This is a genomic window from Brevibacterium luteolum (assembly GCF_013004595.1).
GTDB classification, from domain to species: domain Bacteria; phylum Actinomycetota; class Actinomycetes; order Actinomycetales; family Brevibacteriaceae; genus Brevibacterium; species Brevibacterium luteolum.
Genome location: NZ_JABEMC010000010.1, coordinates 54375 through 78676 on the forward strand (window position 1 = coordinate 54375; position 24302 = coordinate 78676).

The following is a 24302-nucleotide window of genomic DNA, read 5'->3' on the forward strand; positions in this document are numbered from 1 at the left end:
TAAGGCCGGCAACCGTTGCCGGCTCAGCGCACGACTTCGCGCAGGTTGCCGTCCAGCCGGCGGGTCCAGCCGCGGGAGTCGAGGTGTTCGAGCAGCGGGATCGCGATCCGGCGGGTGGTGCCGAGTGCCTGCCGGGCCTGGCTGGCGGTGAAGGGCTGGTCGAGTGCGGCCAGCACCCGCATCGCCTGGGCCGGTGCGCTCGGGAGCAGCACCACGCCCTCAGAGATGCGGATGAGCCGGCCGGTCCGTTCGGCAGCCGCGAGCTCCCTGGAACCCAGGTTCAGCCGAGCCAGATCGTCGGCTTCCGGAGCGCTGAAGGGGCTGGCTGCCAGCTGCCGTTCGAGTGCGGCGATGCCCTTCTCCGCCCGGCCCAAATCAGCCCGCTGCTGCAGCGGGCGGATGAGCCCGTCGCGCTGCCGGAGCCTGGCGGCTTTGATGACGGCATCGAGCAGCTCTGCGTGCGGCAGTTCGAGAGCATGCGCGGCAGCCTGACGGCTGAGGCCTGGTGAGAGCGCATCGGTTTTAAGGTGGGCGGCAAGCAGCTGCCGCAGGCGAGACGCCCAGGTGCGCACCGCCTCGGCGGTGGCCAGCCAGTCGCCGATCGCAACGACGCCTGCCGGCAGCTGGACCCCAGCAAGCTCACCGATGTCGAATCCGAAGCGCCGAAGCGTCTCCACGCGCACTGCCTGCCGGCGGGTGACCTCGGCTGCCACCGACCCGCCAGCCGGCAGTTCGGCCAACGCCTCGGCGCGCCTGTGCCCGGCCCCGCGGCGGGTCAGGGCCGGCGGGTCGAGGTCGAGGACCTGCACGCCGGCAACCACCATCTTCGCCCCGGAGTCGCGCAGCACCATTCGATCACCGAGCTGCAGGGGCAGCGGCCGGCTGAGCTGCAGCCGCGCATGATCGGCATCGAAGGGCCGCAGCCTGGCCCCGATCGCAGCAGTGCCGATGTGGACGGTGATGTGCTCGCTGCCCTCATCGAGCGCCCCGCCTGAAGCCCATCGGACATCGACGGTGTCGGTGATCCACCAGTCGGCGGAGATGAGCGCGTCCCCACGGTGCACTTCGGCTGCCGGCATGCCGCGCAGGTTCAGTGCCGCCCGGCTCACCGGTTCGAGCACCTCGGACTGCTGACCGCGGGACTGCAGCCCGCGGACGGTGACCTCATTCGGCTCGCCGGTCTCTTGCCCGATGAGCTGCAGCCGCTCACCTGCCCGCACCGTGCCGCCGGCGAGCGTGCCGGTGATAACCGTGCCCGACCCTGCGATCGTGAACGCCCGGTCGACCCACAGGCGCAGCCGGGTGTGAGGGTCCGGCTCCGGCAGCCCGGCAAGCACTCCGTCAAGAGCCCCGCGCACCTCGTCGAGTCCCTCACCGGTGACGCCGGAGCAGGCGACGATCGGTGCAGCGGCCAATCCGGTCCCGCGCAGTTCGGCACGCGCCCGGGCCGTCACCTCGGGCACGGCGTCCGGGGCGCGGTCACGGCGGGTGATGACGATCAGACCTGCCGTGATGCCGAGGGCTGCAATCGCGTCGCGGTGCTCGCTCGACTGCGCCTGCCAGCCTTCATCGGCGGCGATGACGAAACAGACGACGGGGACGGGTCCGAGGCCGGCGAGCATATTGCCGACGTAGCGTTCGTGGCCGGGCACGTCGACGAAGGCGACCTGGCGGCCAGACGGCAGGGCCGTCCACGCGAAGCCGAGGTCGATGGTCAGCCCGCGTTTGCGCTCTTCAGCCCACCGGTCGGGTTCGATTCCGGTCAGTGCCCGCACGAGCGTCGATTTGCCGTGGTCGACGTGCCCGGCGGTGGCGATGACGAAGCTGCTCATCTGCCGTTCCCGAGGCGGCCGCCGGCAGCCCTGATGGCATCGGCGAGTGCCGGGTCCTGGTCTGCGGGGATGCAGCGCAGGTCGATGAGGCAGCTGCCGTCATGCACGCGCGGCAGGACGGCCGGGTCGCCGGTGCGCAGGGCTGGGGCGAAGTCCTCGGGCAGGGCGAGCGCCCAGCCCGGCAGCGGCACCCCGGTGCCGCCACCGCCGCCTACCCGGCCGTCATGTGCCACGACGGTGCCGCCGACCTGCGCGGTGAGGGCGTCGGTGCGGCGGCGCAGCTCAGCAGGGTCGGCGTGCAGCATCGCATGCACCGGGCTGGTGCCGGCACGCAGCGTAGCGTCGAGTGCGGCGAGGGTGAGCTTGTCGGCGCGGACGGCGCGGGCCAGCGGGTGACGGGCGAGCCGGGCGATCGTCTCAGAGGTGCCGAGCAGCAGCCCGGCCTGCGGGCCGCCGAGGAGTTTGTCACCGGAGGCGATGACGGCATCGGCTCCCGCCGCCAGGGCCGCCTCGATGCTCGGCTCGTCCGGCAGGACGGGATCGGCGCTCAGCAGTCCGGAGCCGACGTCGACGATGAGGGGCACGGAGTGCTCACGGCACAGTGCGGCGAGCGCGGCGGTCTCGACGGCGGCGGTGAAGCCGGTGAGCGCGAAGTTCGAGGGGTGGACTTTGAGCACGCAGCCGGCTCCAGCGTCGAGGGCGGTGGCGTAGTCCTCTGGGTGGGTGCGATTCGTGGTGCCGACTTCGCGCAGCTGCGTGCCGGCAGCGGTGATGAGGTCGGAGAGCCGGAAGCCGGCACCGATCTCGATGAACTCCCCGCGGCTGATGACGATCCCACCGTGGCCGGGTCCCTCCTGCCCGCCTCCGCCGGCTGCCGGTCCCCCGCCCAGTGCGGTGGCGGCCAGCAGCAGCGCGGCCGCGCCGTTGTTGACGATGAGCGCATCCTCGGCATGCGGGCAGCGCTGCAGCAGGGCCGCCCGTGCTGCGGCTCCGCGCCGGGACCGGGCGCCGGAAGGCAGGTCGAGTTCGACGTCGACGTACCCTGCGGCATCGGCCAGGGCCTGCTGGGCGGGCTCGCCCAAGGGGGCGCGGCCGAGGTTGGTGTGGATGATGACGCCGGTGGCGTTGAGCACCGGGGTCAGGGAGGAGGCCCGCTGGGAGCCGACGGCCTCAAGCACCGTCTCGACCACCTCGGCGGCGGGGATCTCCCCGCGGCGGGCACGGGCCTGGGCGGCGCGCACGAGCCCGAGCACCACGCTGCGGCCGAGTGAGCGGCTGGCGGCGATGAGCTGCGGATGCTCCATGAGCCGGTCGGTGCGCGGGATGGCGCGACGCGGGTCCTCCACGATCCTCCTCGACTCTGAAGCCAGTGGCGGAGGCGGACGGGAATCGAACCCGCCAGACCGAGGTGCTCGGTCTCACCGGTTTTGAAGACCGGGGGGCCCACCAGGACCCGGACGCCTCCGCGCTCCAACCTACCACCACCTATACTCGCGGGCATGGACATCACAGATGCACACACGTCCTCACCTCGACTGACATCGTTGGCCGCCGGCGGCGGCTGTGCGTGCAAGATCCCTCCCGGTGAGCTCGAAGACGCACTCGCAGCGCTCACCGGCCAGACCGGCCCTGATGTGCTCGTCGGCCTCGATGACGGCGATGATGCCGCCGCCGTGCAGATCCGCGGGGATCTGGCGGTGCTCTCAACAGCTGATTTCTTCACCCCGGTCGTCGACTCCGCCTACGACTGGGGGCGGATCGCTGCGGCGAATGCGCTCTCGGACATCTACGCGATGGGCGGGGTGCCTGTCGTGGCGATCAACCTCATCGGCTGGCCGCGCGAGGTGCTGCCGATGGAGCTCATGAGCGAGGTGCTCGCCGGCGGGGTCGCGGTCGCCGAGGAGGTCGGCTGCCCGGTCATCGGCGGGCATTCGATCACCGCACCCGAACCGATCTACGGAATGGCTGTCACCGGGACCGCAGACCCGTCCCGGCTGCTGCGCAATGACGCCGCCGAGGCGGGTCTGCCGCTCACGTTGACGAAACCGCTGGGCGTGGGTGTGCTGAACAATCGGCACAAGGCCACTGGCGAGGTGTTCGATGAGGCGATCGAGACGATGACGACACTCAATGCCACCGCCTCGGCTGCCGCACTCGAGGCCGGGGTCACCGCCGCGACCGATGTCACCGGGTTCGGGCTGCTCGGGCATCTGCACAAGATGTGCCGGGCTTCCGGCATCGGCGCGGAGATCGACATGGCCGCCGTGCCGGTGCTCGATGCCGCGGTGCGCAGTCTGGCCGAGGGGTTTGTGCCCGGTGGGACGAGGCGCAATCTCGACTGGGTGCGCTCGGAGCTCGACGGTTCTTCTGCTGCCGACGGTTCCCGTTCGGTCGGCACTCTCGAGGTGGGTGCCGGGGTGAGCGAGGAGGACGTGCTCATGCTCGCCGATGCGCAGACGTCCGGTGGGCTGCTCGTCGTCGGTGAGCTGCCCGGCCACCCGGTCATCGGCGTCACCCGCGCCGAGCCTGGCATCAGCATCCGGCGGTAGTGCGCACAGCCTGAGTGCCGCTGGAGTTCGAGCGCATCAGAGGTGTCGGCGATAGGTTGGACAGGTGAGCGATTCAGACACCCGTACCAGCCGATCCGCGAACACTCGCAGCGCGCAGGAGATCCTCGAAGGGGTCTTCGGCTTTGATGCCTTCCGTGGGGATCAGGCCGAGATCGTCGAGCATGTCAGTGCCGGCGGCGATGCGGTCGTACTCATGCCCACCGGTGGTGGGAAGTCGCTGTGCTACCAGGTGCCGGCTCTTGTGCGCGACGGCACTGGGGTGGTGATCTCACCGCTCATCGCGCTCATGGAGGATCAGGTCGCAGCGCTGCGCGCCAATGGCGTCCAGGCGGCCTTTCTCAACTCGACGCTGAGCTGGGAGGATGTCCAGCAGGTCGAGGCGGCGCTGCTCGCCGGTGAACTCGACCTGCTCTATCTGGCACCTGAGCGTCTCGTCCAGGAGCGCACGCTGGCCGTGCTGGAGCGCGCACGGATTTCGCTGTTCGCCATCGATGAGGCGCACTGCGTCTCTCAGTGGGGCCACGATTTCCGCACCGACTATCTGGGCTTGGCGGTGCTGGCAGACCGGTTTCCCGGGGTTCCGCGCATCGCGCTGACGGCTACCGCGACGCAGGCCACGCACGTTGAGCTGACCGAACGCCTCAAACTCGACGGTGCCCGGCATTTCGTTGCGAGTTTCGACCGGCCCAACATCCAGTACCGCATCGAACCGAAATCCCGGGCGCGTCAGCAGCTGCTGCGGTTTCTGCGCACCGAGCATGCCGGGGATGCCGGGATCGTCTACTGCCTCTCCCGCCGCGGCGTCGAGCAGACAGCGGAGTTCCTGCGCGGCGAGGGCTTGGCCGCACTGCCCTATCATGCGGGTCTGAGTGAGGTGGAGCGGGCGGAGAATCAGCGCCGGTTCCTCCGCGAGGAGGGCATCATCATGGTCGCCACGATCGCGTTCGGGATGGGGATCGACAAACCCGATGTGCGCTTCGTCGCCCATCTCGACCTGCCGAAGTCTGTGGAGGGCTACTACCAGGAGACGGGACGGGCCGGTCGTGACGGGCTGCCGTCGACGGCGTGGATGGCCTATGGTCTCGGCGATGTCGTGCAGCTGGGCAGGATGATCGACCAGTCAGAGGGTTCGGCGGCGCACCGCCGGCGCCAGCGTGAGCACCTTGAGGCGATGCTCGCCCTGTGCGAGACGGTCGAATGCCGCAGGGTGCAGATTCTGCGCTACTTCGGCCAAGACGCCAGGCCCTGCGGCAACTGCGATACGTGTCTGCAGCCGCCCCGCACCTGGGATGCGACAGTGCCGGTGCAGAAGCTCATGTCAGCGGTCATCCGCCTCGACCGCCAGCGCGGGGAGCGCTTTGGGGCCGGGCAGATCATCGATGTGCTGCGCGGACGGGTCAGTGATCGTTCGACTGCTTCACGGCATGAGGAGCTGAGTGTGTGGGGCGTCGGTGCCGATCTCTCCCCGGCGGTCTGGCGTTCGATCGTCCGGCAGCTGCTGGCCCGCGGGCTGCTGCAGGCCATCGGCGATTACGGGGTGCTCGTCGTCCCGGAGGCGGCTGGTCCGGTGCTGCGCGGTGAAGAGTCTGTGCTGTTGCGCGAGGATGTGCAGGGTCCCGGCAACCGGACTCCTCGGTCGGGCGACGGCGCATCTGCTGGGCCCGGTCGTAGCCGGCGCAGCCGAAGCGCTGCAGCAGAGCTGACCGGTGCTGATGCCGAGCTGTTCGAAACCCTGCGCTCCTGGCGCACCCGGGAAGCGTCGAGCCAGGGGGTGCCGCCCTATGTGGTGTTCTCCGATGCGACCCTGGTGGGAATCGTACGCGCTCGGCCCACCGACTCAGCCGCCCTCAACGAGGTCAGCGGCGTGGGTGCGACGAAACTCGACCGCTACGGTGACGCCGTCCTGGGCATCGTCGCCGAGGCGACAGCTGACTGAGCTGTCCGGTCTGCCAGGTGCCGTCAGCACAGCCTCCGGGTGCCGTCGGCTCCGAAGGTGGCGATGACAATCGGGCCTTCCAGCTGCCGAACGGATCGGCAGCCGGTTCACCCAGCTGTCGTGATCGAGTCGTCGGTGATGCCGGCCGCTTGCCGGGCAGCGAGACGGTCCTTCTGCGGTTCGATGACGTGCTTGGGGTCCTTCGTCGACTCCAGACCGGCTTCCAGGACGCCGAACCGGGTCAGAGCGGAGGCGGCCAGCAGCGCAGTTCCCGAGGCGGCGGCGACGAGCCGGTTGCCGGCGAACAGCGTGCCGATGCCGCCGGCGATCGCCAGGCGCTCAGCCCATGTGAGCTTGGCACCCGGCTTGCCGGTCTCGAGCGGCTCTGCTTCGGCCGGGTGCATGTGGTCCTTCATGACGTGCATGGCGACGACATCGCCGACCACGCCGAGGGCCGCGAGCGCCCGTGCTGGGGCGGTCTGAGCAGCGGGGGTCGTCACCATCGCAGCGCCGCCGGCAGCAAGACTGGCCGAGGAGACGAACACATACGGCAGGTGCTTGCGGGCTCCATGCCAGGTCGGCACGGCGGTGTCGGAGAGCAGCACGGCGGTGTAGGCGGCCAGGGGTGCCGCGAGCACTGCGGCTGCCAGCCCGGACGGCCCTTCAACTCCCCGCAGCACCGGACGCAGCGGGCCCAGCGGCAGCTTCTCACCGGTGAGGCGGTCGATCTCAGAGGCTGCGGCGACTCCCATCGGCGTGGAGAAGCCGGCGAGGATCCAGGAGCCGAGGCTCATCGGGGAGGTGACTTTGACGGTGCGCATCATGTTGAGGAACCGTTCGGGCCGGCCGAGGTCCATGATGAGGGCGACCGCGCCAGCGCTGACAGCTCCGAGGGCCGTCAGCCGCGTATTGCGGCGCAGCAGCTCCCGGCCGGTCAGCTGCGCGCCGAGAGCCAGCAGCCCGGAACCCCCGGCGAGCCCGCCGAGGAACAGGTAGGTCGAGATCTCATGCCCCCACGGCGGGGCCTTGACAATGGGCCGGCCGTAATACGAGGTGAACTGCGCCTCGGCGACCATCGGCATCTCCCGCGAGCCATCCGCCACGCCGCCTCGGCGGCGGCCGCCGCCGGGACCGGCACCTCGGGCGCGGCCGCGGCCCTGAGCACCGTCGTCGCTGCGGGAGCGGCGGAACAGGTCGCGCCTGCGCCTCCGCGGCGGCTCGGGCGGGCGGTAGGAGTCGAATTCGCTGGTCGTCACGCGCTCTCCCTCATTTCCGGCCCCCGAGGAAGGCGAGCGCGGTCGCCGCGAGCATCCCGGCGGCGGCGATGCCGGCGGTTTTGAACATCTGCGGCAGGTCCTTCGTCGCCACGCGCGGGTCCGGCGGCAGGCCGTAGACCTCGGGTTCGTCGAGCAGCAGGAACACCGAGCCGGTGCCGCCGACGCCGTCATTGGGATTGGCGCCGTAGAGGCGGGCTTCGGTCATGCCCTGGGCGTGGAGGTCGCGGACGCGCTGTTCGGCAGTGGCGACCATGTCGGCCCGATCCCCGAACTTGATCGAGGTCGTCGGGCAGGTCTTCGCGCACGCCGGCTGGTCGCCGGCGACGAGCCGGTCGTAGCACAGGGTGCATTTGTTCGCCGTTCCCGGGTGCGGTACGTCCTGGTCGATCGGCTTGCCGGCAGCCGGGCTTTCGCGTTCGGCCGGGGGGTTGACGGTGCCGTCGTCGCGGCGTTCGATGACGCCGAACGGGCAGCCGGCCACGCACGTGCCGCAGCCGTTGCACACGTCGGCCTGGACGACGACGGTGCCGAACTCGGTGCGGAACAGCGCGCCGGTCGGGCACACGTCGAGGCAGCCGGCATGCGTGCAGTGCTTGCACACGTCTGAGGCCATGAGCCACCGGAACTCCGGGGTGTCCGGCGGGGTGAGGCCAGTGTCTCCGATCGTCTCAGCGGCGGCGAGCGCATCGACCTGCGGGCCCCCGGCTGCTGCCGGTCCACCCGGTGTGGCAGCACCGGGTGTGGGGGTGTCGTCGTCACGGGTGCGCACGGTCGGCATGCCGAGGTTGACGAGCCTGCGGCCGGATTCGCGGGCGGCGGCGATCTGTTCGGCGTCCTGTTCGATGAAGGCGACGTGCCGCCACGTGTTCGCCCCGAGCCCGCCGGTGTTGTCGTAGGAGGAGCCGAGGAGTTCGAGGTTGCCGTCAGCGGGGTTGCGGTTCCATTCCTTGCATGCGACTTCACAGGCCTTGCAGCCGATGCAGATCGAGGTGTCGGTGAAGAAGCCCTTGCGTTCGTGGGTGTGCTCCCACCCGGTGGCTCCGGCCGGGTCGGCGGTGTCGCTCGGAGTGCTGGTCGCAGCGTTCGGGTGCTGTTCGGCCGGTGCCGTCATCGGTGCGCTCATGACGAGCCCTCCTCCTTCTCAGGTTCGTGGAAGCGGTTGGCGACATCGACGTCGGCTCCGGCGTCGGCATCGTCTTCATGCGTATAGGCGCCCTGCTGGGCTTCCGGCGGAGTATCCCACTGGTCGCCGGGCCGGTCGTCCTGGTGTGCCTTGTCGGTCATGCGGCCTGCGGCGTCGATGAGGCCGGCGCGGCGCCGGTAGTCGTCGACGAGCTCTTCAAGCTCAGGGCCGCGTGGGCGCCGGCCGGGGATGATGTCGCAGGCACCGGTCTTCGAATCCTGGATGAGGACGTTGGGGTCGAGTGTGATGCCGAGCAGATCGTTGACGGCGTCGCCGACGATGTGCGCCTGGGCGCCGACACCCCAGTGATACGGCAGCCCGATCTGGTGGACGGTGCGCTGGCTGCCGGCTGCTGCACTGCCGACGCGTATCGGAGTCACGCGCTCGGTGACGAGCAGCCGGACTTCGATCGCGGCGCGCGGGGAGATGATCGTCGCCCAGCCATAAGGTTCAAGCCCGCGTTCGGCAGCCAGTTCCGGGGACACCTCGGCGAACAGCTCGGGCTGCAGCTCTGAGAGATAGGGCAGCCACCGGCTCATACCGCCGGCGGTGTGGTGTTCAGTGAGCCGATAGGTGGTGAAGATGAAGGGATAGACGCCTGCGCCTGCCTGCCCCGGCAGCGGAGCCATGAGGTTGTCCCTGCGGTCGAACATCACTTGGGCGGGGCTGTGCTGCTGGCGATAGAGCGGGTTGGGCACCGGGGATTCCTGCGCCTCGTAATGGGTCGGCAGGGGCCCGTCGACGACTCCGGTCGGCGCGTAGAGCCAGCCCTTGCCGTCGGGCTGCATGACGAAGGCGTCGGCGCCGGTCAGCGCCGCCGGCCCGCCCTGGGCGCGTTCGGGTACGGCATCTGGTGCCCGGTCAGCTGGGAAGTCGGGGACGTCCTGGCCTGTCCAGCGACCGGTCTCCTCATCCCACCACACGAGCTTCTTGCGCTCACTCCACGGCTTGCCCTGCGCATCGGCAGAAGCGCGGTTGTACAGGATGCGGCGGTTGGCCGGCCACGCCCACGCCCAGTCGGCGGCGATCTCGTCCTGCGCACTGCCGGGCACACGCTTGTTGGCGTGGTTGATGCCATCGGCGTAGATGCCGGTGTAGAGCCAGCAGCCACCGGCGGTCGAACCGTCGGCCTTCATCTCCAGGTAGGAGCTCAGCGGCGTGCCGGTTTCCGGGCCCGAGGTGTGGAAGCCGTTGATCTCGGCGAGGACCGCCTCGGCAGACGGGTCGCCGTGCTCATCGACCGGGTAGTCCCAGGTCAGGTCGAGCAGCGGCCGGTCGCGCGGGTCAGTGGAGTCGGCGAGCTTCTCCCGCAGCCGGCAGCCGAGTTCGTAGAAGAACTGCAGTTCGCTCTGCGCATCCCCGGGCGGGTGGACGGCCTGTTCGCGCCACTGCACGAGCCGTTGCGTCTGGGTGAAGGTCCCGGACTTCTCGGTGTGGTTGGCAGCCGGGAGGAAGAACACCTCGGTGTCGATGTCCTCGGTCTTGAGCTCACCGGAGGCGATCTCCGGCCCGTCCTTCCACCAGGTCGCCGATTCGATGAGCTGGAAGTCGCGCACGACGAGCCATTTGAGGTGCGACATGCCCAGCCGCTGCATGCGGCCGTTAGCTGAGCCGACAGCCGGATTCTGGCCGAGGATGAAGTAGCCCTCGACCTCATCTTTCAGCATGCTCATGACGGTCTGGTAGGTGCCGTGAGCGCCGGTGAGGCGGGGCAGGTAGTCGTAGGCGAAATCGTTGTCCGCCGTCGCGGCTTCACCCCACCAAGCCTTGAGCAGGCTGATCATGTAGGTATCAGCGTTGGCCCAGTAGCTCTTCTGCTCCTTCGAGCCGATCACCGCCAGGTAGTCCTCAAGGGTGTCGTGGGTGCCGGCTTTGGGCATCGGCAGGTAGCCGGGCAGCAGGTTGAACAGAGTCGGGATGTCGGTCGAGCCCTGAATGGAGGCGTGCCCGCGCAGGGCCATGATGCCTGAGCCTGGCCGGCCGACGTTGCCGAGCAGCAGCTGCAGTGCAGCGGCGGTGCGGATGTACTGCGCGCCCTGGGAGTGCTGGGTCCAGCCGACAGCGTAGGCGAAGCAGGTGGTGCGCTCTCGTCCGGAGTTCTGCGTGATGGCATCGGCGAGGTAGGCGAAGTCCTCTGCTGAGATGCCGCAGACCTCTTCGACCATTTCCGGGGTGTAGCGGGAGTAATGGCGTTTGAGCACCTGGAAGACGCATCGCGGGTCCTGCAGGGTCGGGTCCTGTTCGGCCGGTTGGCTCGGCGGCACGCCACGGCGCGACCCATCGGCATCAGCATATGCCCAGGTCTGGGTGTCGTACGTGCCGGTGTCCGGGTCGTAGCCCGAGAACAGTCCATCGAGGTCCTCGGTGTCGGCGAAGTCGTCGCCGAGGATGGTGGAGGCGTTGGTGAACGTCCGGACGTATTCGTCGAAGTACAGGTCGTTCTCCAGCACATGCCGAATGAGCCCGCCGAGCAGCACGATGTCAGAGCCGACCCGGATCGGAACATGCTTGTCTGCGACTGCCGTGGTGCGCGTGAAACGAGGGTCGACATGGATGACCTTCGCGCCGCGGGCCTTGGCCTCAGTGACCCACTGGAACCCGACGGGATGGCATTCGGCCATGTTCGAGCCCTGGATGACGATGCAGTCGGCATTGGCCATGTCCTGCAGGGACTGGGTCGCGCCACCGCGTCCGAACGAAGCTCCCAGACCGGGAACTGTGGCGGAGTGTCATATGCGGGCCTGGTTCTCGATCTGGATCGCCCCGGCTGCAGTGAACAGCTTCTTGATGAGGTAGTTCTCCTCATTGTCCAGAGTCGCCCCGCCTAATGAGGCCACACCCATGGTGCGCCGCAGATGCCGGCCTTCGGAGTCTTTGTCCTGCCAATGGTTGCGGCGGGCTTCGAGGAACCTATCGGCGATCATGTCGAGGGCGGTGTCGAGATCGAGTGTTGTCCACTCCTTGGCCTTCGGGGCCCGGTAGAGGACTTCGGTGATGCGCCCGGAGGCGTTGACGAGCTGTTCGCTGGCCGAGCCCTTGGGACACAGCCGACCGCGGGAGATCGGTGAATCCGGATCGCCTTCGATCTGGATGACCTTGTTGTCTTTGGCGTAGACAAGCTGGCCGCAGCCCACCGCGCAGTAGGGGCACACGCTGCGCGCAACGGTGTCGGCGTCTTCGGTGCGCGGACGCATGTCCTTCGTCTGCCGGGACGTCACAGCCGGGCCGCGCCCGGTGGTGTCACCGGAGCGGAACTGCCGGAACACCGGCCAGTCGAGGAAGCTGATGCGCGCCATGGCTTAAGACTATCATCAGCGGCATCGTTCCTGCGGCTCCAGCCGGCGCCGGAGCGGCAGTGAATTTCCAGTGCAGAGCGCCGCTCACTCCGGGGTTTTTACGAAAATTACCAGACCTGGAAGTACGCTGGGTCGCTCAAGAGAAATGTACGCGAACGCCCTCAGCTCTTGTACGTCTCACAACGGCAGTCTCAGTCTTGAACTCTTTCCCGGCTCACCGCACAGTCCGGCCACCGAAGTAGAAACGCTTACCAGTTCCGTCAACTGCCTTCGATTGAGCCCAACCGTATCCTCATGCCATGGAACCTTCATGGATGAGTGCGATTGCAGCAGTCGCGGGAGTTGCCGTAACAGCCAGCAGCGTCGCGTGGTCTGCAGCTGAGTTCCGCGTCAACAGCAGGAACTCGTCACGCCCCTATGTGGCAGTGAGCTTCGCGCCACTTGAACGTGACGACCGGATCTACTTCAAGGTCGGCAACTTCAGCGCGTCCGCAGCCTCCAACGTCACGATTTCGTTCGACGACGGCCTTAGCGCAGCCGAACCGAGTCTTCTGGACTTCGGCGCGCAGATCCGGCGCATGTATCAGTCGCCAGACATAACCCTGAGCCCCGGGGAGTTCAATATGTCGATCTATCAAGACTCACCTAACAGCCGAAAACCCGGCGAAATCGTTGCTCCTGAGCGCATCTCAGGAACAATCGAGTACACCGGCTCCGCAACGTTTTCGCGCAAAGGAAGGTTGAGGCGCAAAGGAGCGAGGTTCGTCGAGGAATTCGCTCTCGATGCAGGCCCCATCAAGAACTTGGTGCGAGTGAGTCGAAGCGATCACGACATCGAGCAACGCCTCAAGACCATCGCGACATGCATCGACCGAGGCGTGTCCAAAGTCGACCGAGCGATAAGCGAGTTGCCTTTCGATAATCAGCGCAGCTTCCGTCCTACGCCAAATTCAGGCGACCGGGCTTTAGAAGACGGATGCGTGTAGCGTCCCCGTTTTTTTCCGCCGCACGCGGCGTCGCTGAGGCCATCCGACGAAGCCATAACAGCCGGCGAACCTACGACGATTCCTCGACCGCCTCTCAGACGCACCGGGCCGGTCGCAGATCGCTTGTATGCTCACATTGAGAGGCGCCGTTGGTTGGAGTGAACATGTGTCCATGCCATGTGCTGAAGTGGTGGCATGACTTATGAAGACTTCGAATCTCAGCTGAACCGCTCCGCAACGATCATCCACGACCAAGAAGACCTTCACGCGGCACTGGAGCTCGTGCAGTACGTAATCGAGTTCTCCGCGGAGTCAACACCGCACAACGGCAAGTTCGCCAATAGCACTGCCGCGCTAGCTTCTCTCACTCGTGCGTTTCACGACGCCCAAGGAATCATGCGCCTCGCGGCGTTCCACCACTACGTACAGGCTCTCGCCCTGCTTCGGTCCATGTACGAAGCAGCGAATCTCTCTCGGACGCTGGCCCACTCTCCGAAGTCCGCAGAGAAGTGGATTAACGGAAGATGGCAGAGCGACCAGCGAACACGTCAGTTCGTTCGTGATGTCATGTACGCAGACAGTGAAGACAAGGATAAGGAAGAAGCGGTACAAGCGTATGAGAACGTCTACAAGTTGTACTCAAAGTGGACACACATTACGCCGACCAGCGCCCTCGAACCATATCTCACCGATGTACCCGAGGGCGGCTACCGGGTTCAACTGTTCCCAAAGTTTGATGAGGCGCGACTTCGCTTCGTACTCGAGACGCTAACGAAAGAGTCCATCGTTCTGGCATTTGCAGCAAGAAACTGTTTGTCGGCTCTTGAAGTCCTGCCTGAGTGGTGGCACCGCGACCTCGAAAAGATCAAGATGCGAGTGATGGGCGACGACTACGAACCGAGCAACATAGAGTGGGAAGGCCACCAGGAACGTCATGACCGGTTGCTGAAGAACCTTCAGCCCATCAGCATCCTAGATCGGCATCTTCGCCGTGATCCGGATTCGATTCAGAACCGAATGCACCGGGGCCCGGATAACTGAGACGCCCCGCAGCACCGGTAAGCGCGTTAATGCCAACTGGGTGACCATACCTCTTCAATTGCGGCGGCGGGCTCGTTCAGGGCGTTTGACACCAGCAGAGTGCGAGTCCATCTCCGAGCCGGCTACCTCAGAAGCTTGAAGCTCGAATTGTCACCTAGTCGTGCATCAGTCCCCTTCGTCACGGCCTTGAGTTGGTTCATCGTCAGCTCCATGCTCCATCATGCTCACCACGGAGATCGGTACGTGAGGCAACGATCCCGCTCAAGCCGAGGTTATAGATGAGTCAACCCGAGACGTTGCAACAGATTGCACGCTTCGTACGGTTAGGCTGAGCAGCATGAGCGATGTCATCACTGTCGTCGGTGCGATCTTCACCCGCGGGGAGCAGATACTGGCCTGTCGGCGCGCGCCGCACAAGGCTGCGGCTGGCAAGTGGGAGTTTCCCGGCGGCAAGGTCGAAGACGGTGAGACGCCGGCAGCTGCACTCGCCCGTGAACTGCGCGAAGAAGTCAACGTCGAAGTCACCGTCGGTGAGCTGCTCGTCCGCGAGACGACCCCCGCCTCGGGCGCGGCCCACAGCAACGGCCCGGCGATCGACTTGGCCTGCTATTGGGTGACCGCCGCCGAGGTGCCGGTCGCCAGCGCTGATCATGACGCGCTGGTGTGGGTGGACCGGCATGAGATCGCCTCCCTCGACTGGGCCGAACCCGACCTGCCGGCCGTCAAGCTGCTGCGGGCCGGAGCTGCCTCAGGCGCACAAATGGTCAATAGATGAGGGTCGAGGCCGGGGTCACCCAGGCTTTAATCCTCGCGAGTATCGCCCACGCCGTGCTCCTGGGCCAGGCTAAAGTTAAAGTATGGCTGCAGCAGGATCTCGCCAATCTCGTCCGAGGTCGACCCCGGGAGCTTCCAGCGCAGGCCGCCGCCGCAACATGCAGGCCATTCGCCGGAAGAACACCAAGCCGGAGCTTAAGCTGCGTTCACAGCTTCATGCCCTGGGTTACCGTTATCGCTGCGACCTCCGAATTGACTTGCCTACCGGACGGGTTCGGCCCGACATCGTTTTCACACGCCGGAAGGTTGCGGTATTTGTAGACGGATGTTTCTGGCACAGCTGCCCTGAACACGGACGGCAGCCGAACGTTCACGAGTCGTATTGGGCACCGAAGCTCCGGAGGACTGTTGAACGCGACCGGAGAAATACAGAATCCCTAGCTCTGGCCGGATGGTACGTAGTACGGATCTGGGAGCACGTTCCGCTCGCAGAGGCGGTAACGTCAGTTATAGAAGCAGTCAGGATTCAGGATCGGCGATTGAACATTGAGTGATGAGATGGCACGTGACGAGCTCCTTTTCGCTGCCGGTAAGGATTACCGGTCCGCGAATGATCCCGAGGTCATAGAAGTCAGGCAGGAGATCCTGAACATGGACCCCGGCGGTACCGTGTTCGCCGACGTCATCCGCAGGTCATTCGACCAGCTTTATGACGGCCGGAATACCGGGCGTTACAGTACCGAGCAACTGTATAAGACCGAGAAGTCTCACTTCGGTACGCTCCTGGAAATCAACTTGCAGCGCGCATTGGACATCCCTAGCGGCAACACTCTGGACTTCCTGATCGCGGGCCACGAGGTCGACTGCAAATTCTCGTTCACTAGCCAGTGGATGCTGCCGATCGAATCGTTTGACGAGATAGTTCTCGTAGTGACCGCGAATGACTCTAAGTCTCTCTGGAGCGCTGGTCTCGTCCGTGTCACTGAAGAAAACCGCCGGAAGAGCTCGAACCGGGACCGGAAGACCAGCCTAAATGCGCGCGGCCGCGATGACATCTGCTGGCTTTATTCTGACGCTCCCATACAGCCAAACGCACTGCTCAAGCTACCGAAGGAAACAGTCGACTCAATACTGGCCCAGTCCGGTGGAACGACTCGCCTTTGCGCTCTCTTCCGAAGTGCCCAAAACACCCGGCTGACAAATAACATCATCGCCACTGTCGCTCAGCAACTCGACTACATGAAGCGAGTGCGATCTAACGGAGGGGCGAGGGATATCCTCCGGACGGAGGGATTCGTTATCCTCAGCGGTGACTACACAGAGCACCAGCGGTTCGCATTCGGCCTCGGAGCGACTGTCCCCCAGAAACACGAACTCGTCAGTGTGCGCGTCGCGCCCGTCCGGTCAGCTGACGGCACCGTGCGCTGGCGGCTAGCGGACGCCGACGAGAAACTCACCGAGGCCGCACCCGACTTCAACGACAAGGAGAATCCGCCTTCGGCCGCTCCGAGAAGTGAGGAAGCGTAGGCGCTTAGCTCACTGCCCGAAGCACCCGCTCGCTTTCCTTCTCCGCTCCGGTGCTTGCCCCGAGCGCGACCGCGATCGACTCGCCGATAGCTTGTGCAACCGGAGGCGGAAACGCGTTCCCAATCTGCCGATATACCGATGTCTTGCGACCCGAGAACTCCCAGTCCGCAGCAAAACCTTGGATTCGTGCCGCCATTGGATTGGTAAGCCGCGGAATGTAATCTTCGGGTAGCTCGGGACCGGGGGCTTCATCGGCAATACCTCGTCCGTCGACACCCAGCTCCAGCCAGGCCTTCTTGGCTCGAGTCGGGCCAAGATCCGCTCCGCCATGCTTGCGCGAACCGCCCACTAGAGTCGGCGCAATTCCATTTGCGCGCTCTGCCCAAGCGGCCGCCCCGGCCCAGCCTCGCGAGCCCATCATGGAACCGAGGGCTTCACCAACAGTCGGTGGCGTGCCAACTGGCTTAGGCCATTCAAAGTTCCGGAAATGTGGTCGCTTCAGCGCCACCAAAATGAAGCGGGGACGCAACTGCGGGACCTGATACTCACTCGAGTACAGCAACTGCCAATCTGCGTCGTAACCGGCCTTATCGAGCGCTTCAAGGATTGAAGACCGGTAAGTGTTGAAGCGCGCAGATGCCAGCCCTCTCACGTTCTCTAGCATGACGGCCTCTGGCTTTGCCTCTTGTACGAGGCGGATTGCCTCGGGGAAGAGGTCGCGTTCGTCCTCAGCCCCAAGTTGCTTCCCCGCAAGGCTGAACGGCGGACAGGGCACTCCACCTGCGAGCAAGCTGATACCTCGGTAATCCCGGCCGTTCACCTCCCGCACGTCGTCCGCCAGCACGTCCCATCCCGGCCGGTTAGCTTTCAGCGTCGCTGCAGCATCCTGGTCGATTTCGACTGCAAGCTCATGATTGAAACCTGCTCGTTCGAGCCCGTACGACTGCCCACCAGCGCCGGCACAGATCTCGAGCACGCTCAGACTCGTTGCGGATTTCATGCTGCCTATCCTCTCATCACTCTCTTGCCTGACCTAGCTCACTCACCGATGAGCCACCAAGTGGTCTTGCATGGCCTGTCACTCCACTCATACTGGCATCGACCACTGACAACGTGGCAGACGGTGCTCAGGACACCTGTCAGTAGCCGAGATCAAGAGGGATCTCCAACGCGGGAGAGCAGGGTCAACGCTGACACACGGAAATTGCAGAATCAACGATGAAACCGTTGCAGAATCGACGATAGAACCCTTGCAGAGTGGGTAATGGATCCGTTACAACGTAAGTGATGCTCCGTTGGAGACGTCCCCGCGGGGACGTCGACTGTGTCCAGAAAACGTCCCCGCGGGGACGTCACCGGCCGAGCAGATCGAGTGCCGCCGAGGCGATCGAGGCGGTGTCGATGCCGTGGATCGCATACGCCTCGGACACCGAGGATGCCTGACCGAACTCGGTGACGCCGAGGTTGCGGGCACGATCCCCGCGCACGCCGGGGAGGAACGACAGCGTGTGCGGGTGGCCGTCCATGACAGTGACGAGCGGAGCAGGGTGCTCGGCGGGGAAGAGCACGTCGACGATGCTCGTCGCACCCATCCCGGCCTGCGCACCACCGAGCCGCCCGCGGGCCTGCAGCGAGCGGAACACAAGACTCGGGCTCGTGATGCACACGACGCCGGCCCGGATGCCCCGCTCAGCAAGGTAGTCTGCGGCCTGGCACACCTCGGTCATGATCGCACCGGCACCGACGAGGGTGATGTCGTCCTCGGCAGCCGGGTGGGTGCTGAGCCGGTAGCCGCCGGAGATGACATGCTGGCGGCGGCGCTCACGCTCGATCTCATCGTCCGGCACCCGTGCGAGTCCCTGGTCGACCGGGCGGGTCGAGAGCCGGAAGTACGCCGAGTGTCCGTCAGGCCTGCCGACGTGGCGCATGGATTCGAGCAGCGTCCATTCGAAGTCCTGTGCAAACGCCGGCTCCCAGCTCGTCAGCCCCGGAATCTCCAGCGTCGCCGACGGGGTGTTGAACGACTGATGCGCCCCACCCTCTGGTGCCAGCGTGACACCGGAGGGTGTGCCGATCATGATCGACTGACCACCGGCGTACAGGCCGAAGGTCCACGGCTCAAGCGCCCGGTTGATGAAGGGGTCGTAGATCGTGGCGACCGGGATGAGCGGCTGACCCCAGCGCGAGAACGTCGAGCCGAGCTCGCCTGCCAGGGAGACGAGATTGACCTCGGCGATGCCGAGTTCGATGTGCTGGCCGCTGGAGGCCTCCTGCCAGCGCAGCACTCGCTCGCGGTCATCGGCGAACCAGTCCTGCCGGCCGGCGATCGACCACACGCCGGTCTTGTTGATCCAGCCGCCGAGGTTCGTCGACGTCGCAACGTCGGGGCTGAGGGTTACGACGCGCTCGGCGAGCTCGGGTTGGGCGCGCTTGAGGTCGGACAGCACGCGGCCGAGTGTCGCCTGGGTCGAGGTGATGGCCTTGTGGGCGTACCCCAGCTCGGCGGGCACGTCACCCACCTGGTGGACAGGCGCCGGCGGGCGGGTGAGCCGCTGTGCCGTCGAGCGGCATACCTCGGCGGCGGACGATTCCGGGGCGAAGCGCGCCCACGGATCCTCCAGCGAGGTGCCCGAGAGCTCAGCGAGCTCGCGCATCTGGCTTTCGGTCAGCTGGGCTGCGTGGTTGTTCGGATGTCCCTCGGTGGCCAGGCCGCGGCCCTTAATCGTATAGGCGAAGATGACGGTCGGGCGGGTGTCGTCGATCTGCCGGAACGTGTCGATGAGCGCAGGGATGTCGTGTCCGGCGAGGTCGCGGATGACCTCGGCGAGCGCACGCGGGCTCAATGAGGCGATGACGTCGCGCAGCACTGCCGCCTCGTCTGAATCGAGGCCGGCGAGCATGCGTTCGTGTAGCTCATCGGGGTGGCTGCGCAGCAGCCGCTGATACTCCTCGTTGGGCATGTCCTCCATCCGCTGAGCGAAAGCCTCTCCGCCCGAGGCGGCGAAGAGCTTCTGGATGCGGGTGCCCCATTTGCACGTGAGCACCTGCCAGTCGGCGGCGGCGAACATGCCCTGCAGGCGCTGGATCTGCACATCGGGGATGACGCGGTCGAGGGACTGGCGGTTGAGGTCGACGATCCACACGACGTTGCCGAGTCCGCGCACCTCCGGGTCGATGATCGCCTCCCAGACCGCGCCTTCGTCCATCTCCGCATCACCGAGCAGAGAGATGAAGCGACCGGCCTCCGGGGTCTCGGGGAAGCGGTCGCGCAGATAACGATGCGACAGGGCCGCCCAGATCGGGGCGGTCGCACCGATGCCCACCGAACCGGTGGAGAAGTCGACGGTGTCCGGATCCTTCGACCGCGACGGATAGGGCTGCAGGCCGCCCTTGGCGCGCAGCGAGGGCAGATAACGTTCGTCGAGGTCGCCGAGCAGGTAGTTGATGGCGTGCAGCACCGGAGAGGCGTGCGGCTTGACCGAGACCCGGTCGGCTGCCGTGAGCTCGTGGAACCACAGCGCGGTCATGATGCCGACCATCGAGGCCGACGACGACTGATGCCCGCCGACTTTGACGCCGTCGGTGTTCTCACGGCCCCGGTTGGCCGCGTCGATCATCGCGGTTGAGAGCCACAGCACCCGCTGGGCGATCTCGTCAAGGACGGACGCGCCGGTGGCCGAGGCGGAGGCGGAGAGCGGGCGGGAGTTCACGCTCGGCGGGTCGAGCTGGGTGGAGGTCTCGAACTGCTGACGGTCCTCGCCCTGCTCATCGACGGGGTCGTACTGGGCGCCTGCGGCCTGGGGGTTATCGGGGTTGAGCTGCATTGCATCTGTCCTTCGCTCGGCGGCGATGTCTCGTCCACGGTAGAGACTACCCGCCGGGTGGGTGGTATCAGCCACCCGGTGCAAGCGCCAGGCAGGGGTGGCTCCTCCTGCTGTTTCACAGCGGGTGTGCTGGGGTCAGTCGAAGATCGAGCTGTAGGCGTTGAGTGCGAGCTGCCCGCCGAGGTGGGCGTAGAGGACGGTGGAGTCGCGGCTGAACTCGCCGGCCTCGGCCAGGCCGATGAGGCCGGCCATCGACTTGCCTTCGTAGACGGGGTCGAGGATGACGCCTTCAAGTTCGGCCGTCGTGCGGATCGCAGCGATCGTCGAGTCGTCCGGGATGCCGTAGGCCGGGCCCTCCCAGCCGGTGCGGATGTCGATCTCGTCGTCGCGCAGCTCGCGGCCGAGGTCGATGAGGCCGGCGGTGTGGCGGGCGATCCGGCCGACCTGGTCGCGGGTCTTGTCGATCGTGGCCGAGGCGTCGATGCCGATGACCGTGCGCTTGACGCCGGTCTGCTCCTCCAGCAGCGCGAACCCTGCGATCATCCCGGCGTGCGTGGAGCCGGTGACGGTGCACACGACGATGGTGTCGAAGACGATGCCGAGCTCTTTTTCCTGTTCGGCGACTTCGAAGGCCCAGTTGGCGAACCCGAGTCCGCCCAGCGGGTGCTCGGAGGCGCCGGCTGGGATCGCGTAGGGTTTGCGGCCCTCGGCTTCGAGTTCGGCGATCGCGTTCTCCCAGCTCGACCGGATCCCGATGTCGAAGCCGGCCGGGTCGAGGCGCACATCGGCACCGAGGATGCGGGAGAGTTCGATGTTGCCGACCTTGTCGTTGACCGGGTCGTCCCAGTCGACCCACTTCTCCTGCACGAGCCTGGCCTGCAGGCCCAGGTGCGCGGCGATGGCGGCGACCTGGCGGGTGTGGTTGGACTGGTAGCCGCCGATCGAGACGAGCGTGTCAGCCCCGGAGGCGAGGATGTCGGGGACGATGTACTCCATCTTCCGCGTCTTGTTCCCGCCGAAGGCGAGCCCGGAGTTGACGTCTTCGCGCTTGGCCCAGATCCTCCCGGCGCCGAGGTGATCGCTGAGTCGCTGCAGCTGGTGCACCGGGCTCGGTCCGAAGGTGAGGAGGTACCGCTCGTAGTCGCTGAGTGCCATGGCCTGGATCCTTCCGTTCGACGGCCGCTGATGCTGCCGAGACGATCACGTCGTCGGGACCGCATCGGCACGTCGATCTGCAGAATGCAGCTCGATATACAATATATTGCATACCGCCACACGGTAGCATGACTGCTGAGGGCGCAAGCTCAGCTGAAGACGATGTGCACCCGAGTGAGACACCGCTGCCAGCCGATGGCAGCACTGCCGGATGTGGAGGTGATGTGATGCCGGTGCCGACTGCCGGTGGACTACCGCGGCGCGCGCTGCTACGCGACGACGTCTATCAGGCGATCCGCGATGCGATCGTGCGCGGGGAGCTTACGCCCGGTGAGCAGCTGCGTGACGCCGAGCTCTCCTCCTGGCTCGGCGTCTCCCGCACCCCCATCCGCGAGGCGCTGCTGCGCCTGGCCCGCGCCGGTCTCGTCACCGCCGAACCCGGCCGCGCCACCCGGGTCACCGTCGAGGATCCGGCGGCGATCGCCCATGCCCAAGCCGTCGCCGCTGCCCTGCACGCGCTGGCGATGTCACTGGCCGCGCCCCACCTCGGGCCCGGCGACATCGCCGAGATGGAAACCGCCAACCATGAGCTGGCCGCAGCGCTGCGCGAGCGCGATGCCGAGGCGGCCATCGCCGCCGATGACGCTTTCCATACCGTCGCGATCGCGCGAGCCGGCAACCCGATCCTCGACGCACACCTCGAAAGCGTCACCCTCATGCTCAGGCGGGCGGAGTTCCTGCACTTCGATGCGATGAGCGACGACTCTGTGCAGCAGCACGGGCAGATCCTCGCCGCGCTGCGCGCCGGCGACACCGAGGCCGCTGCGGCGCTCACGCGCGAGAACTGGCTGACGATCATCACCTCCTGAGCGGCCACGTCCACAGTCCACGGGGCGAACACATGCTTGCCAACGCGCAGCCGGTCTGCGCTGAATGGAGAAACAGCGGCAGCGTTCCATTCCGCCAGGGGTCCGTCAAGCAAAGGTGCATCAATGATTCTCGCCGCAGTCGCCATTCTCGGCTTTCCGTGCGTCGGCCTGTACTTCGTCATCGGGCGGCTCATCTGCCCGGCGCGCGACCGCCTGCCGTTTCGCAGCATGGACTCGACCGCGATCGCGCAGACCATCTCCCGCGGCTGGAACGCGCTGCCAGGCGGACCCGCCTCGGCCGCGGACTTCACACCTGTTCTGCCGGGTCGCTGAGCGCTGGGCGCACAGCCGCGCTGCGGCCCGGCCGGTGTGCGCAGTAGCCTGACCGGTGTGCGCAGTAGCCTGACCGGTGTGCACGGCCCGGCCGGGCTGCTGCATGACAGAACCGGCCGGTCGAGCAGCAGCTCGGCCGGCCGGCACATGTCAGCGCAGATGTCAGCCGCGACGGCGGCGCGTGATGAACACCGCAGCTCCGCCGACGGTCAGCAGCAGTCCGCCGACCGCTGCCGCTGTGAGCTCAGCACCGGTGCGCGGCAGCTGCGAGGAACCGGAACCGCCGCCCTTCTTGTGCGAGCCTCCGGCATTCGAATCCCTGCCCTCATCCGCTTCACTGTCGGAACCGCCGTCGTCATCGGCGACCACCGTGAACGTGGTGCTGAGCTTGGGATCGGCCAGCGTGACCGTGTAGTCGCCGAGGTAGTTCTTCGACTGTGCCTTCAACAGACCGTAGATGCGGTATGCGGCCACACCATCGGCATCGGCCTTCTCTGTCAGGGTGACGCCCTTGACATCGGTCCCGCCGTTGACCTCAATGGTGTACTTCGCGCCTGGGGTCAGCCCGGTGACCGTCACCAGCGCACCCTTCTCCTGGTTGAGGAAGTCGGAGAGCTTGACGGTCTTCGGCTCGACTGAGATGGCCGGCTTCTCCACCGGGTCGCTGTCTGCCGCCAGCACTTCGAAGGGAAGCCTGCCGACCTCGGCACCGTTGTGGGAGAGCACGAGTGAGTGCGCACCCGGGGTCGCGTCAGCTGGCACGGTCGCGGTGATCGCGCCATCGGCGACGGTGAAGTCTCCGATCTTCACCGGAGCCGAGTGCAGCTCGAGTCCGACCTTCTCGCCTTCGAGCACTTCCAGACCGCTGATGACGATCGAGTCGCCAGGCTTGGCGGCCTTCTTGTCGAGGACGGGCTTGAGGGTCGTGTCGGTCGGCTCCTCGGTGGGCTTGGGCTCTTCGGTCGGCTTGGGCTCCTCGGTCGGCTTAGGCTCCTCGGTCGGCTTAGGCTCCTCGGTCGGCTTAGGCTCCTCGGTCGGCTTAGGCTCCTCGGTCGGCTTAGGCTCCTCGGTCGGCTTAGGCTCCTCGGTGGGCTTAGGCTCCTCGGTGGGCTTGGGCTCCTCGGTGGGCTTGGGCTCTTCGGTGGGCTTCGGCTCTTCGGGGAACAGCTCCTTCTTCTGCGCGTCGGTCAAGGTGATCGGCTCACGATAGATGAGCGCCTCACCTGTCGGAAGCCCGTGGCCCGACCAGACGAGGACGTCGTAGTTCTTGGCCTTGTCGAGCTTCGCAGCCGCCGCGGTCACCGAGGCGGCAAGCTTGCCGCCGGTGAGCGCTTCCTTCTTGACGAAGGCCGATGCGACTGGGTTCGCGGGAGTCACCTTGTCATTGGAAATCGACCGGTCGATGATCGCGGCGTAGACGCCGGCAGCAGTGCCACCGTGGCTGGTCTTGGGCAGGGTGTCGTAACCGCTGCCGGTGATGTCGACCTGCAGACCGTCCGCTGCCGAGGCCTTGCCCACGGTGAACTTCGTGGTGCGCGGAGTCTCCGTCTCCGCAGCAGAGTACGCGACCTTGATCTCGGTGGCGGGTTTGCGTGCGTCGGCTGCGCCTCCGGAGGTGAACCAGTACTGGGCCTGTCCGGTCTTGACGTTGAAATCGACCCAGCTCTTGGGGAACGACCCCGAACCCTGTCCGGTCTTC

17 protein-coding genes, 1 tRNA gene and 1 pseudogene are annotated in these 24302 nt (G+C 66.4%); 9 read left to right on the forward strand and 10 right to left on the reverse strand.

The features are described from left to right. Positions 1-23: 23 nt before the first annotated feature. The 3 genes from selB to HLA91_RS12320 form a co-directional block, all read right to left on the reverse strand. The gene (gene selB, locus HLA91_RS12310; protein ID WP_170274923.1) at positions 24-1832 is read right to left on the reverse strand and encodes a selenocysteine-specific translation elongation factor; all 1809 of its coding nucleotides are present in this window, start codon (positions 1830-1832) and stop codon (positions 24-26) included. Continuing rightward, on the reverse strand, positions 1829-3178 hold the full coding sequence (gene selA, locus HLA91_RS12315; RefSeq protein ID WP_338076784.1) for an L-seryl-tRNA(Sec) selenium transferase: 1350 nt from the start codon (positions 3176-3178) through the stop codon (positions 1829-1831). Before selA ends, selB begins: the two co-directional genes overlap by 4 nt. Before the next feature lie 24 nt (positions 3179-3202). Next, positions 3203-3297 (reverse strand) — tRNA-Sec (locus HLA91_RS12320). Positions 3298-3331: 34 nt separating this feature from the next. On the opposite strand from HLA91_RS12320, the gene selD reads away from it, so the two are divergent. Then, positions 3332-4381, forward strand: a complete 1050-nt coding sequence (gene selD / locus HLA91_RS12325; protein WP_170274924.1) for a selenide, water dikinase SelD — start codon at positions 3332-3334, stop codon at positions 4379-4381. A 64-nt stretch (positions 4382-4445) separates the two neighbouring features. Next, positions 4446-6338 (forward strand): DNA helicase RecQ, encoded by a 1893-nt coding sequence (gene recQ, locus HLA91_RS12330; RefSeq protein ID WP_170274925.1) that lies wholly within the window; start codon positions 4446-4448, stop codon positions 6336-6338. Positions 6339-6445: 107 nt separating this feature from the next. On the opposite strand, the gene nrfD is transcribed toward recQ, so the two are convergent. The 3 genes and pseudogenes from nrfD to fdnG all read right to left on the reverse strand — a co-directional run. Next, entirely contained in the window at positions 6446-7594 is a 1149-nt protein-coding gene (nrfD, locus tag HLA91_RS12335; RefSeq protein ID WP_170274926.1) for an NrfD/PsrC family molybdoenzyme membrane anchor subunit, read from the reverse strand. 10 nt (positions 7595-7604) lie between these two features. Then, positions 7605-8726, reverse strand: a complete 1122-nt coding sequence (locus HLA91_RS12340; RefSeq protein ID WP_170274944.1) for a 4Fe-4S dicluster domain-containing protein — start codon at positions 8724-8726, stop codon at positions 7605-7607. Between the two features lie 134 nt (positions 8727-8860). Then, positions 8861-12094, reverse strand: a pseudogene (gene fdnG / locus HLA91_RS12345) (formate dehydrogenase-N subunit alpha); the annotation flags it as partial. Positions 12095-12393: 299 nt separating this feature from the next. Here fdnG and HLA91_RS12350 point away from each other — a divergent pair. From HLA91_RS12350 to HLA91_RS12370, 5 genes are all read left to right on the forward strand, one after another. After that, complete coding sequence (locus HLA91_RS12350; protein ID WP_170274928.1) at positions 12394-13080, forward strand: hypothetical protein; 687 nt, start codon at positions 12394-12396, stop codon at positions 13078-13080. A gap of 195 nt (positions 13081-13275) precedes the next feature. Next, positions 13276-14121 carry a hypothetical protein gene (locus HLA91_RS12355; protein ID WP_170274929.1) on the forward strand — a complete coding sequence of 282 codons (846 nt, stop codon included), beginning with the start codon at positions 13276-13278 and terminating at the stop codon, positions 14119-14121. A 337-nt stretch (positions 14122-14458) separates the two neighbouring features. Then, on the forward strand, positions 14459-14896 hold the full coding sequence (locus HLA91_RS12360; protein WP_170274930.1) for a (deoxy)nucleoside triphosphate pyrophosphohydrolase: 438 nt from the start codon (positions 14459-14461) through the stop codon (positions 14894-14896). A gap of 82 nt (positions 14897-14978) precedes the next feature. Continuing rightward, entirely contained in the window at positions 14979-15449 is a 471-nt protein-coding gene (locus HLA91_RS12365) for a very short patch repair endonuclease (RefSeq protein WP_170274931.1), read from the forward strand. 4 nt (positions 15450-15453) lie between these two features. Next, entirely contained in the window at positions 15454-16422 is a 969-nt protein-coding gene (locus HLA91_RS12370; protein ID WP_170274932.1) for a NaeI family type II restriction endonuclease, read from the forward strand. A 4-nt stretch (positions 16423-16426) separates the two neighbouring features. Here HLA91_RS12370 and HLA91_RS12375 read toward each other — a convergent pair whose 3' ends face one another. From HLA91_RS12375 to HLA91_RS12385, 3 genes are all read right to left on the reverse strand, one after another. After that, the gene (locus HLA91_RS12375) at positions 16427-17422 is read right to left on the reverse strand and encodes a DNA cytosine methyltransferase (RefSeq protein WP_170274933.1); all 996 of its coding nucleotides are present in this window, start codon (positions 17420-17422) and stop codon (positions 16427-16429) included. A gap of 352 nt (positions 17423-17774) precedes the next feature. Then, on the reverse strand, positions 17775-20246 hold the full coding sequence (locus HLA91_RS12380) for a transketolase-like TK C-terminal-containing protein (RefSeq protein ID WP_170274934.1): 2472 nt from the start codon (positions 20244-20246) through the stop codon (positions 17775-17777). A 135-nt stretch (positions 20247-20381) separates the two neighbouring features. Next, positions 20382-21401, reverse strand: a complete 1020-nt coding sequence (locus tag HLA91_RS12385) for a 1-aminocyclopropane-1-carboxylate deaminase (RefSeq protein ID WP_170274935.1) — start codon at positions 21399-21401, stop codon at positions 20382-20384. A gap of 227 nt (positions 21402-21628) precedes the next feature. On the opposite strand from HLA91_RS12385, the gene HLA91_RS12390 reads away from it, so the two are divergent. Further along, positions 21629-22270, forward strand: a complete 642-nt coding sequence (locus tag HLA91_RS12390; RefSeq protein ID WP_170274936.1) for a GntR family transcriptional regulator — start codon at positions 21629-21631, stop codon at positions 22268-22270. Between the two features lie 123 nt (positions 22271-22393). After that, positions 22394-22603 carry a hypothetical protein gene (locus HLA91_RS12395; RefSeq protein WP_170274937.1) on the forward strand — a complete coding sequence of 70 codons (210 nt, stop codon included), beginning with the start codon at positions 22394-22396 and terminating at the stop codon, positions 22601-22603. A gap of 162 nt (positions 22604-22765) precedes the next feature. Here the strand turns inward: HLA91_RS12395 and HLA91_RS12400 are convergent. After that, positions 22766-24302 (reverse strand): LPXTG cell wall anchor domain-containing protein (locus tag HLA91_RS12400; protein WP_170274938.1); only part of this gene is annotated, 1537 nt, incomplete at its 5' end.

Excerpts from the sequence above, each read along its gene's own strand:
- HLA91_RS12380 (WP_170274934.1), bottom strand. The coding sequence starts at position 20,246 with ATGCAGCTCAACCCCGATAACCCCCAGGCCGCAGGCGCCCAGTACGAC.
- HLA91_RS12370 (WP_170274932.1), top strand. The coding sequence starts at position 15,454 with ATGGCACGTGACGAGCTCCTTTTCGCTGCCGGTAAGGATTACCGGTCC.
- HLA91_RS12360 (WP_170274930.1), top strand. The coding sequence starts at position 14,459 with ATGAGCGATGTCATCACTGTCGTCGGTGCGATCTTCACCCGCGGGGAG.
- HLA91_RS12350 (WP_170274928.1), top strand. The coding sequence starts at position 12,394 with ATGGAACCTTCATGGATGAGTGCGATTGCAGCAGTCGCGGGAGTTGCC.
- HLA91_RS12395 (WP_170274937.1), top strand. The coding sequence starts at position 22,394 with ATGATTCTCGCCGCAGTCGCCATTCTCGGCTTTCCGTGCGTCGGCCTG.
- HLA91_RS12365 (WP_170274931.1), top strand. The coding sequence starts at position 14,979 with ATGGCTGCAGCAGGATCTCGCCAATCTCGTCCGAGGTCGACCCCGGGA.
- selD (WP_170274924.1), top strand. The coding sequence starts at position 3,332 with ATGGACATCACAGATGCACACACGTCCTCACCTCGACTGACATCGTTG.
- HLA91_RS12385 (WP_170274935.1), bottom strand. The coding sequence starts at position 21,401 with ATGGCACTCAGCGACTACGAGCGGTACCTCCTCACCTTCGGACCGAGC.
- HLA91_RS12340 (WP_170274944.1), bottom strand. The coding sequence starts at position 8,726 with ATGACGGCACCGGCCGAACAGCACCCGAACGCTGCGACCAGCACTCCG.
- selB (WP_170274923.1), bottom strand. The coding sequence starts at position 1,832 with ATGAGCAGCTTCGTCATCGCCACCGCCGGGCACGTCGACCACGGCAAA.
- HLA91_RS12355 (WP_170274929.1), top strand. The coding sequence starts at position 13,276 with ATGACTTATGAAGACTTCGAATCTCAGCTGAACCGCTCCGCAACGATC.
- HLA91_RS12390 (WP_170274936.1), top strand. The coding sequence starts at position 21,629 with ATGCCGGTGCCGACTGCCGGTGGACTACCGCGGCGCGCGCTGCTACGC.
- HLA91_RS12375 (WP_170274933.1), bottom strand. The coding sequence starts at position 17,422 with ATGAAATCCGCAACGAGTCTGAGCGTGCTCGAGATCTGTGCCGGCGCT.